This window comes from Polaribacter irgensii 23-P, assembly GCF_000153225.1.
Classification (GTDB): Bacteria; Bacteroidota; Bacteroidia; order Flavobacteriales; family Flavobacteriaceae; genus Polaribacter; species Polaribacter irgensii.
The window spans coordinates 222,592-233,796 of record NZ_CH724148.1; the positions used below are offsets into that span (position 1 = coordinate 222,592).

General features: G+C 33.0%; 10 protein-coding genes and 1 pseudogene. 5 read left to right on the plus strand and 6 right to left on the minus strand.

The annotated features are described in order from the left end of the window. The first annotated feature begins 91 nt into the window (after positions 1-91). Positions 92-1,210, plus strand: coding sequence for an adenylate kinase (locus tag PI23P_RS12310; protein ID WP_004568824.1), 1,119 nt, complete (start codon positions 92-94; stop codon positions 1,208-1,210). Between the two features lie 151 nt (positions 1,211-1,361). After that, positions 1,362-2,351 (plus strand): GTPase ObgE, encoded by a 990-nt coding sequence (gene obgE, locus PI23P_RS00975; RefSeq protein ID WP_004568825.1) that lies wholly within the window; start codon positions 1,362-1,364, stop codon positions 2,349-2,351. 103 nt (positions 2,352-2,454) lie between these two features. On the opposite strand, the gene PI23P_RS00980 is transcribed toward obgE, so the two are convergent. The 5 genes from PI23P_RS00980 to PI23P_RS01000 all read right to left on the minus strand — a co-directional run bounded on the left by PI23P_RS00980 (position 2,455) and on the right by PI23P_RS01000 (position 6,244). Next, the gene (locus tag PI23P_RS00980) at positions 2,455-2,931 is read right to left on the minus strand and encodes a hypothetical protein (RefSeq protein ID WP_004568826.1); all 477 of its coding nucleotides are present in this window, start codon (positions 2,929-2,931) and stop codon (positions 2,455-2,457) included. A gap of 43 nt (positions 2,932-2,974) precedes the next feature. Further along, the gene (locus tag PI23P_RS00985) at positions 2,975-3,802 is read right to left on the minus strand and encodes a tetratricopeptide repeat protein (RefSeq protein ID WP_004568827.1); all 828 of its coding nucleotides are present in this window, start codon (positions 3,800-3,802) and stop codon (positions 2,975-2,977) included. Positions 3,803-3,826: 24 nt separating this feature from the next. Beyond that, complete coding sequence (locus PI23P_RS00990; protein WP_004568828.1) at positions 3,827-4,228, minus strand: hypothetical protein; 402 nt, start codon at positions 4,226-4,228, stop codon at positions 3,827-3,829. Between the two features lie 10 nt (positions 4,229-4,238). Then, the gene (locus PI23P_RS00995; protein ID WP_004568829.1) at positions 4,239-5,795 is read right to left on the minus strand and encodes a M56 family metallopeptidase; all 1,557 of its coding nucleotides are present in this window, start codon (positions 5,793-5,795) and stop codon (positions 4,239-4,241) included. 86 nt (positions 5,796-5,881) lie between these two features. Continuing rightward, positions 5,882-6,244 carry a BlaI/MecI/CopY family transcriptional regulator gene (locus PI23P_RS01000; protein ID WP_004568830.1) on the minus strand — a complete coding sequence of 121 codons (363 nt, stop codon included), beginning with the start codon at positions 6,242-6,244 and terminating at the stop codon, positions 5,882-5,884. Between the two features lie 125 nt (positions 6,245-6,369). Between PI23P_RS01000 and PI23P_RS12715 the strand changes: the two are divergent. From PI23P_RS12715 to PI23P_RS01020, 3 genes and pseudogenes are all read left to right on the plus strand, one after another. Further along, a pseudogene (locus PI23P_RS12715) lies at positions 6,370-6,870 on the plus strand (DUF456 domain-containing protein). A gap of 546 nt (positions 6,871-7,416) precedes the next feature. Further along, positions 7,417-9,111 (plus strand): lysine--tRNA ligase, encoded by a 1,695-nt coding sequence (gene lysS / locus PI23P_RS01015; protein WP_004568833.1) that lies wholly within the window; start codon positions 7,417-7,419, stop codon positions 9,109-9,111. A gap of 149 nt (positions 9,112-9,260) precedes the next feature. Beyond that, on the plus strand, positions 9,261-10,178 hold the full coding sequence (locus tag PI23P_RS01020) for a glutaminase (RefSeq protein WP_004568834.1): 918 nt from the start codon (positions 9,261-9,263) through the stop codon (positions 10,176-10,178). Positions 10,179-10,902: 724 nt separating this feature from the next. Here the strand turns inward: PI23P_RS01020 and PI23P_RS12630 are convergent. Beyond that, positions 10,903-11,073 (minus strand): hypothetical protein, encoded by a 171-nt coding sequence (locus PI23P_RS12630; protein ID WP_004568835.1) that lies wholly within the window; start codon positions 11,071-11,073, stop codon positions 10,903-10,905. Between the last annotated feature and the right edge of the window lie 132 nt (positions 11,074-11,205).

Sequence of the window (11,205 nt, forward strand, 5' to 3'; positions counted from 1 at the left end):
ATTACAACCGTTTTCTTGTGCTAACTGATTTTAGTAAGACATAAGAAAACGGTTTTTTCATTTCACTAATACAAGTTATATTTGCACTCCTATGGCTATTATAAAACTTCAAGACCTCTATTTTAAACCTTATATCAACAAGGATAAAATTGCGGCAATTGTAAAACATTTAGCTCAAAGTGTAAAAGCAGATTTACCAAAAAATGAAATTCCAATTTTTGTGGGTATTTTAAATGGGTGCTTCCTATTTGCTGCTGATTTTATTAGAGCGTATGACGGCGACTGCGAGGTTTCTTTTGTAAAACTAGCTTCCTATGAAGGTACTTCCACAAATGGACAAATCAAAAGCTTAGTAGGAATCAACGAAGACTTAACAAATAGAACTGTAATTATATTAGAAGATATTATTGATACAGGCGCTACCCTTCAAGAAATCTATAATATATTTCAAGATAAAAAAGTAAAACAACTCAAAGTTGCCACACTTTTCTTCAAACCGGATGTGTTTAGAAAAGAGTTGCCAATAGATTATATTGGTCAAAGTATTGCCGACAAATTCATTGTGGGTTATGGATTAGATTATAACGGTTTGGGTAGAAATTATCCAGAAATATATCAACTATCAACAGCACCGAAAATGAAAAACATAGTATTATTTGGTCCTCCCGGAGCAGGAAAAGGAACACAAGCAGACTTTTTAAAAGATCTTTACAATTTAGTACACATCTCTACGGGAGATGTATTTCGTTACAATATTAAAAATAAAACAGACTTAGGGATATTGGCTAAAAAATACATGGATGACGGTAATTTAGTACCCGATGCGGTGACTATTAGCATGCTAAAAACTGAAGTAGAGAAAAATGCGGAAGCCAACGGATTTATTTTTGACGGCTTTCCAAGAACACAGTCTCAAGCAGAAGCGCTAGATGCGTATCTGACAGAAAAAGGAGAACAAATAAATGGTATGGTTGCTTTGGAAGTGTCAGAAGACGTTTTGGTAACACGCTTACTGGAAAGAGGAAAGACGAGTGGTAGAGCAGATGACACCGATGAATCGAAAATTCGAAATCGCTTCAACGAATACAACACAAAAACTGCCATTCTAAAGGATTATTTTGAAGCTCAAAATAAATATTATGGGATTAATGGCGTAGGCTCCGTTGAAGAAATCACGCAGCGAATTTCAAACGTATTTGATACCCTTTAAAAGCGTAACTTTGTGTTCGTTTACAACTAACTGTTTAGATTCCAAAGGTCAAAAGAAGGCTGCTTTAAAACAAAACAAGAACTAAAGATTTAAAACATTCGCATCTCAAAAAAGAGGTCCTTTTAAATCGAATATTTAAAAAAAATTTACAATGACAGAAGGAAACTTCGTTGACTACATAAAAGTGTATGCAACTTCCGGCAAAGGAGGACAAGGTTCTGTGCATTTGCACAGAGAAAAATACATCACCAAAGGAGGGCCTGATGGAGGAGATGGCGGACGTGGAGGACATATTATTCTTCGTGGAGACAAAAATATGTGGACCTTATTTCATCTAAAATTTAAACGACATTTCAGAGCTGAAGGCGGCGGCGGCGGAAGTAAAAGTAGAAGTACCGGTCGTGATGCTGCAGATGTTTATGTAGATGTTCCATTGGGAACCATCATAAGAGATGCTGACACTGACGAAGTATTGCATGAAATCACCGAACATGGGAAAGAGGTAATCTTACTACCTGGTGGAAAGGGAGGCCTTGGAAACTGGAACTTTAAATCTTCTACAAACCAAACACCTCGTTATGCGCAACCAGGAATAGACGGCCAAGATGGTTGGTTTAGAATCGAACTAAAATTGCTAGCAGATGTAGGACTAGTTGGTTTCCCAAATGCAGGAAAATCAACGTTACTGTCTGTTTTAACGTCTGCAAAACCAAAAATTGCAGATTATGCTTTTACCACCTTAAAACCGAACTTGGGAATTGTAGAACATCGGAATCAACAAACTTTTGTAATCGCAGACATTCCTGGAATTATAGAAGGTGCCGCGGAAGGAAAAGGACTAGGGCATCGTTTCTTGCGCCACATAGAACGAAATTCAGCATTATTGTTCCTAATACCTGCAGACAGTGACGATATAAACAAAGAGTACGCTATTTTACTAAATGAGCTAAAACAGCACAATCCAGAACTGTTAGACAAAGACCGCTTACTGGCAATCTCTAAAACGGACATGTTGGATGAGGAACTGAAAGAAGAAATTAAAGCAGACCTTCCAGATGGTGTGGAAGCCTTGTTTATTTCCTCTATTGAAGAAACAGGCTTACAAGAGTTAAAAGATAAACTTTGGGAAATGTTGAATTAAACAGTGCCCTTGATAATTGCACCTTTCTGAAATTAAAAGTACAAACAGTATCCTTTAAATTTGCCATTTACGGTTTCTAATCTAGAGACTACAATTGGCAAATTTATTCTTTTAGTTCGATTTTAATAGGCAAACGATATTTCGAAGCTACAGGAATCCCTCTTTTTATTGCAGCATATACGTTCGGTATCTTTTCCATCACAACTCTTAAAATACTGTCTAATTGTGGCAATTGCTCTTTAACAACAAATGAGGAGGAAACGGCAGCTAGCGTAATCTTTCCACGTGCACTTATCAACACGTCTACATATACCATTTCAGAAATAGAATCCTGTACGCTAAAGGGATATTTTACCAACTCCACTCCTACCATTTGATGCAGTGTCTTTCCAAAACATTCCGACTTACTATCCTTAACAATTATCGAATCACATACTTTAAATGAAGGTGCAGTATCCACAGAAGAAAAATCAACAATTGTGTCTAATACAGTACTGTTTTTGCCTTTTGAAAGCGACAGCTGATTACAAGAGGTAACCACAATAAGAAAAAGTAAAAAAGAGAAAACACGCAAAAACATAGTTCTAATTATAGCGTGAATTTACTAAAATTTAATGAATTGGCTATTCTAAGAATTCTCCTTTCATGAAGTACTCTTTTTTTATATCTGAAATCCTCTTTTGCACAAAATCAGTCATTACTTTATCCCGATCTAAAAACTGCTTTTCATACTTTTTATACTGCGCGTATGCCATTTTTTTATCTTCGTACAACGCATCTGTAATTTTTGCTACTTGAAACTTTGCTTGATAGTTTTTAAAATTTTCTTCACATGCCTTTTTATAAAATTTTAAAGCCATTTTTGGTCTTTTCATCGCATAATACGCATTTGCCAATCCGTAATATTCGGCATCTCTTTTTTCATTGCCCTTTGAACTAGCTTGATAATAATTAAACATTGCGCTTTTAAATTTCTTCTGTTGCATGGCGATGTTGCCCAAATACGTATAATTTTTATAGGCATCCCTATCTAATTTTACAGCTTTCTCAAATCTTAATTTTGCATTTGCAAAATCTTCAAGATTATAATATGCTTTCCCTAACATAGTGTTGTTAAAAAGATCCATTTTTTCTATACTATCCAATTTCAGCAAGACAGGAATGGTTTCTGCGTATTTCTTTTCTCTGAAGAGTTGATTTACCTTTATCCTATTTATACTTACATCACTTGGCGCTAGAGCCAAACCCTTATTAATAAATAAATAGGTCGAATCCAGTTTGTTTAATTTAAAAAAACTCAATGCAAGTTTAGAGATCGCTCTTACATGCCCAGTATCTTTCTTATAGGTATCTAAAAAACAATTGATCATTCTATCCCTTTCCTTGGCATACGCATAAGAAAGCCCTAATTGATACGAATACTGTGCATTTACAGAATCTTTTTTTGTCAAACTTTTAAAAATTACAATTGACTTTTAATGGTTTTTAGTCTTGTAATACAATTTTCCCAATTGATATGCCAGTACTAAATTTAAAGAATCTTTAGCCAACAAATTTTCGTAAATACCAATGGATACAAAAGATTTATTGAGCCTTTGATATACTTTTGCTAATTTTAAAAGCGCTTTTTTATCCTTTTTAAAGTGCAATGCCTTTTCTAAAAAAAGTGCGGTTTGTTTGCAGTTGTCTATCGATTCATAAATAACAGCTGTTTTATAGTTTGATAAAAATGACGGCGTAGTTATAGCTTGTAATCTCTCTAATGCCAATTGGTATCTTCCGTTTTCAAACAGACTGTCTATCGAAGAAAAAGCCGGGGTTTGCGCCCCAACTTTTACAAATACAAATAACAATACAATTAAAATTCTCTTCTTCATTTTACTACTTTTATTTTATAATAATTGAAAACGGAATATTATAACTTACAACGACATTCTTACCTTCTTGCTCACCAGGAATCATTTTAGGCAAGGTTTTCATAACACTTAGCACCTCTTCTTCAATGTCCGCATGTGGCGCTCTCACCTGAACATCAATAACATCTCCATTTACAGCTACCTTAAAACCTATAAAAACTCTTTTCTTACCTGCAGTTAAACCTAAATTATTTGGCAAATCTGCATCAAAATTTCTTGAAAAATGCTTTTGAACCATTCTCGAAAAACATTTTTTATCTCCAGAATCACAGCCAGGAAATGTAGGTGCCGTATCTATTGTCATAAAACTAACATCCCCTGAAATTTTATTTTCTTTTTCAGTTCTCTTAGAAAGTTCTTTAACATCTATTATCATGGCGTACATATTTCTTCCATTTGACATTTTATATAGATAAAAGCTGATACCTTCCACAGTTTTTGAAAATGCCTTTGACTTTTCTTTAAATTTACTAATTAATGAATCATACTCCTCTCTTTCTTGAACTGATAAATCTTTGAGGTAAATTTCTTCACCTTTAACGGGTTTTTGAAAACCAAAAAAGGAATCTAAATATGTTTCTTTTTTACCTTTCTTTGCCTTAAGTGCACCATCCTTGTTACTATAACGCGTTTGAACTTGTTTTTTAGCAAAAGTCACCTCGGAACTGTCTTCAGAGCAAGAAATATAAAATAACATACTCGCTAACATAGGAATCAATACCAAATACTTTAACTGATTCGTTTTTTTTGATTGTTTTTTCTTCATCATGATAATTCTTTTTTTAATTAATGATTGTTTGTAAAATTGATTGACAAACGCTATGTTTTCGACCTGAAAAAAGTTTGATAGCAACTGATTGATGTAATTTTCTTTTGGTGATGCTTTTGTTGCCACGGCATCAGAAATATATTCATGCACCAAAGTGATTCTCTTTTGATACAAATAAATCATCGGGTTAAACCACATGATAATTTTTAAAATTTCGAATAGCAATAAATCTAATGAGTGCTTTTGTTTGCTATGCACCAATTCATGCTGAATTATTTTTTCTTGCTGCGAAAACGGAATTTCATTACCCACAAATATATAGTTGAAAAATGAAAATGCTTTCGTTTGATTCGGAATAAAAATCAGCGTAAAGTCCGATTCTTGTTCCGTTTTGTATTTTCTAATTAAGTTGATAATCTTTCCTAATTTCATTAGAAATAACATCAAAAAAAGGCCAGTTCCAATCCAAAATAAAATAGTGATATAATTGATAGATTGATAAAAAGTAGCTTCTTCGATTACCTGCTGAATTGCTTTTTCTGGAGATAAAAAAATCTCTGGAAAATACACAATATATTCTTGTGATACTGCTTTTTGAAAGCTTGGTATTTTTATCAACGGAATTAAAAAAGACAAAATTGGTGTACTTAGTAAATACCATCTATTTTTTGTAAAGAAAGTTTCTTTGCTCAAAAAGAAATCATAGATCCCCAAAAACATTACTTGGAATAATACGACTTGAATTATATAGTTTATCATGGTTTTTATTTTTTAATTTGAAGCATTTTACTGCTTTTCAAAACATTTCTCACTGCCGACTAAAACTGATTACTGCCAATTTTGAACTATTTATCTTTGTTCACTTCTTTTAAAATACTTTCTAATTCTGAAACGTCCATTTTATTTTCTTTCACAAAAAACGACACCATACTTTTAAATGAACCGTCAAAATAGCCATTCATTAATTTGTGTAAACGCTGGTTGCTATAGGTTTCTTTTTCGATTACTGGGTGATAAACAAAACCTCTACCTATCGGTTTGTGACCGACAAATTCTTTATTTTCTAAAATCCTAATAATTGTAGAAACTGTATTATATGCTGGTTTTGGCTCTGGTAATTTGGCTAATACTTCTTTAACAGAGGCCTCTTGTAAATCCCACAAAACTTGCATTATCTGTTCTTCTGCTTTTGTTAATTGTTTGCTCATAATTTCAACTAAAGTTATAGTTTTATAACACAAATATAACTAAATAATTAGTTTAAACTAATTATTTAGTTATAATAAACAATGTAACAAAGGTTTCATACTTTCGTCTTACTACAAAATAGATTATGAATATCTTCTTGCTTATCATTGGTTTTCTATTCGTATTACTAGGAATTGCAGGTTCCATATTGCCTGTTTTACCTGGACCATTAACAAGCTGGTTTGGTTTATTAATACTGCATCTTACCTCGATAGTACCAATGAATTATACGTTTTTAGGAATAACTTTGACGGTTGCCATACTGATATGGGTTCTAGATTACATAATTCCTGCAATTGGAACGAAACGTTTTGGTGGCAGTAAATATGGCGAATACGGAACTACCATTGGATAGCTTATTGGTTTGTTCTCCCCCATTCCGTTTGGAATATTAATTGGTGCTTTTTCAGGTACTTTCATTGGAGAAACACTCTTTGACAAAACGGATACAAAAAGAGCTTTTAAAGCCGCTAGTGGTTCTCTATTAGGACTACTAACTTCTGCAACTATAAAGTTTGCTGTAGCTTTAGTATATGCTGTTTTATTTTTTATGAAGGTCTGGGAATATAATGGCGAGTTCTTTTAAAATCTATCAATTATAAAAAGAAAGTGAGTAGCTACAAAACGGTTATTTTTTCTCGCATTCTATTTTATTTATAAAACAAAACTTTTCACGATACTAAAAATATATTCTATAAACTACATAGCTGCAACAAGCTACTTTATTTTCTGCAGCACAATATAAAAAATTTAGAATTTAAAAAAAGTATTTATTTTTCTAAAAATCAATAAAAAAGTACAGTCTTTATTAAAATCGTATCCTTTTTGTTCTTTATATGAAGGAACCATAAAAAAGTAAAAAGCTTTAAAAACAACTCTTTATAAAAGTTTGAAGCAAAAAAAAAGCGTCCCGATTAAGGGAAGCTTTCCATTGGTTAACAAAACCACGGCACTTTTTACAAAGTACCAAACAACACAACTAAATGCTACTTCAACAAAAAGTAGCTCGCAAATATACAAACATTTATGATTCTTATCCCAATTTATTATTATTTTTTAGGATTCTGTAATTGCCAAAATAGTGAAAGATTGTACATTTACAAGCATAAAAATTCATCAATACATATAAGCAATGCAATTATCAGAACAAGAAGTTGTACGTAGAGGAAAACTATCAAAATTGAGAGATTTGGGTATCAACCCTTATCCAGCAGACCTATTTCCCGTGGATGCAAATTCAAAAGGAATAAAAGAAAGTTTTGCAGAAGGTAAACAGGTAACTATTGCTGGACGCTTGATGGCTATTAATATACAAGGAAAAGCTTCTTTTGCACAATTGCAAGATGGTGAAGGAAGAATTCAAGTATATTTCAATAGAGATGAAATTTGTCTGGGAGAAGACAAATCGCTCTATAATGAAGTCTTTAAAAAACTACTGGATTTAGGAGATTTCCTAGGTATTACAGGTACCCTGTTCACCACACAAGTAGGCGAAAAAACAGTCATGGTAAAAGAATTTAAATTGCTTTCTAAAGCCTTAAAACCTTTACCGATGCCCAAAATAAAAGACGGTGTTACTTTTGATGCTTTCACAGACCCTGAGATGCGCTACAGACAGCGATATGCAGACTTAGTGGTAAACCCACACGTAAAAGAGGTCTTTATAAAGAGAACAAAATTATTCAATGCCATGCGTTCTTTCTTTAACGATGCAGGTTACTTTGAAGTTGAAACACCGGTATTACAACCCATCCCAGGAGGTGCAGCAGCGAGACCTTTTATCACGCATCACAATTCTTTAGACATTCCTTTGTATATGAGGATTGCCAACGAATTGTATTTAAAGAGACTGATTGTTGGTGGTTTTGACGGAGTGTATGAATTCTCTAAAAACTTTAGAAATGAAGGGATGGACCGAACTCACAATCCCGAATTTACAGCAATGGAGATCTATGTATCTTACAAAGATTACAACTGGATGATGGATTTTGCTGAACAACTTTTAGAACATTGTGCGATCGCAGTAAACGGAACTTCGGAAGCTACCTTCGGCGAACACAAAATTGATTTCAAGGCACCGTATGCGAGAATAACAATGGCAGATTCTATCAAACATTTTACAGGTTTTGATATTACGGGAAAAACAGAGGATGAAATTAGAGCGGCAGCACAATCGATGCATATCGAAGTGAATGCGACCATGGGGAAAGGAAAATTAATTGATGAAATTTTTGGAGAGAAATGTGAAGGAAATTACATTCAGCCCACTTTTATTACTGATTATCCGAAAGAAATGTCTCCACTGTGCAAAGAACACAGAGATAATCCTGAGTTAACAGAGCGTTTTGAATTAATGGTGTGTGGTAAAGAAATTGCGAATGCATATTCCGAACTGAATGATCCTATTGATCAAAGAGAACGTTTTGAGCAACAGTTAAAATTAGCTCAAAAAGGAGATGACGAAGCTACTGAATTCATAGATGAAGATTTTTTACGTGCACTAGAATACGGAATGCCGCCAACCTCTGGAATGGGAATTGGAATGGACCGCCTAATTATGTTTTTAACCAACAACCAATCCATACAGGAGGTACTATTTTTTCCTCAAATGCGCCCTGAAAAGAAAGCAACTTCTATAGAACTTAACGCAGAAGAAAAGACCGTACTCGCTCTTATTGCAAAAGCAGAAAAGATTGAGCTCAATGAATTAAAAACATTGGCCAATTTATCGAACAAAAAATGGGATAAAGCCATCAAAGGTTTGATAAAAAAAGAAGCTGCTAACGTTTCTAAAACAGCTGAAGGTTTATTTGTAACTGCTTTATAAATACGATATATTCTACCGATGGTTTCAAAAATATTGACACGCTAAAAAGGAATTACAGTAGTGTAATTCCTTTTTAATTTCTGAATACTTTATATCATGAGATACATAATATTAAATACGTTTGGAGCCATAAATAAAAACACATGTTCATGGAACACTACAAAAAAATAATAACCGACATTTATAATGAGGTAAAAAAAGTTGAGGACACAGGCAGGACGGCAAATTTTATTCCAGAGTTGGCCTTTGTAGCATCAAATAATTTTGGCGTTCACATCAGTACCATCAAAAAAGAAACTTTTGGTATTGGTGATTTTCAAAAAAAGTTTTCCATTCAAAGTATCGCAAAAGTATTGTCATTAACGCTTGCCTATAAATTAGAAGGAGAACAATTATGGGATCGGGTAGATGTAGAACCTTCTGGAAATCCTTTCAACTCCTTTTTACAATTAGAATCGGACTTTGGAAAACCTAGGAACCCCTTTATAAATTCTGGAGCTATCGTAGTCTGTGATATTTTAGTAAGCCATCTCAAAAACCCAAAAGAAGATTTTCTGAGCTTTTGCGGGGATCTCTCAAATAACAAAAGTCTGAATTACAACGAAAAAGTAGCAGAATCAGAAAAAAGTTGCGGATCTCGAAACGTAGCACTTTGCAATTTTATCAAATCTTTTGGCAATATAAAAAATGAAGTAAATACAGTGCTCGATTTCTATTTTCATATCTGTTCATTGGAGATGAGCTGTGAAGAAATCTCTAAAATATTCCTTTTTCTGGCGGACGAACATTTTACCACACAAAGTCAAAAAAGTGTAATTACAGTGCCACAAGCAAAAAGGATTAATGCAATAATGCTCACCTGTGGATTTTATGACGAATCTGGCGAATTTGCTTTTCGTGTTGGTCTTCCAGGTAAAAGTGGTGTTGGTGGTGGTATTGTAGCGGTTCACCCCAGTAAATTTTGCATTACTGTTTGGAGTCCGAAATTAAACGAAAAAGGGAATTCATATAAAGGAATGCTCTTTTTAGAACATTTCACAACCAAAACAGCTTCTTCTATTTTTTAAGTAATAATTATGCTGCCTGCGTAATAAAAATTAAACCCATAAATATATTGAATAAAAAACCGCTCGTTTCAGAAAAGATATCTAATTACAATATACCAATAAAAGCTATTTAAAGCTCTTTTAAAAAATAAAAACTTGAGAAGTCTGAATATTTTTTTTACAGAAAATACGAACTTTTAATTTAAACCCGTATCATACAAGCAAGAACATAACACTTGTAAATTGGCTTAAATTACCAAACATTGGATCAACATTTGGTATTTAACCCTAAAAACTATTTATTACTTCTGTCTTGGATAATTGTCTTGTTTACTTTTCTTACTTGAATCGTATATATTCCATATGGTTAGACCCATATATACTCCGAATATGATACCTCCTACTATAAAAAATCCTATATTCATATCGTTTGTCTTTGTCTAATTGCGTTTGCCATTAATAATATGCTACCCAGCTAGTATGCAAAATACTATGCTTTGTCTCTTCTTTCTAAGTTCCTATATTTAAAGAATATAATACACCTAGAAAAGTTAACTGATGGAGGCTATTTTAAAAAATACATTTATTTTTAATTGCTTGTGTTGATTTGTACCTTTAAGAAGTAAATTACGAATTAAAGGCAAATTCAATTTTTACTAAAAATAAATGTATTTCTAATTCAAGATAAGGATTTATTTTTTAACTACTTTCATAATACCCTACTCCTTGATAAAATAGCTTCTTTTTAGGTGGTTCTTCTTTGTCTAATTGCAATCGCAAACAACAATATTGTACCTGGCCAGTGCGCTGAATATTGCGCTTCTGCGGTCATTCCTAATATTCCATATCCAACAGAGTATAGCAAACATAAAAATGCTAAAATAACAGGGTACCACTTTAAAATAATACTTTTCATCTTTTAATGCTTTAATATTTTAACTATCTAATTAAGGCCCTAAGGTACAAAATATCAGCATACCAAATAAAAAAAAAGAAACTGATTTGTAGACAAAACCTATTTAAATCAACTATTTTTAATGGTACTATT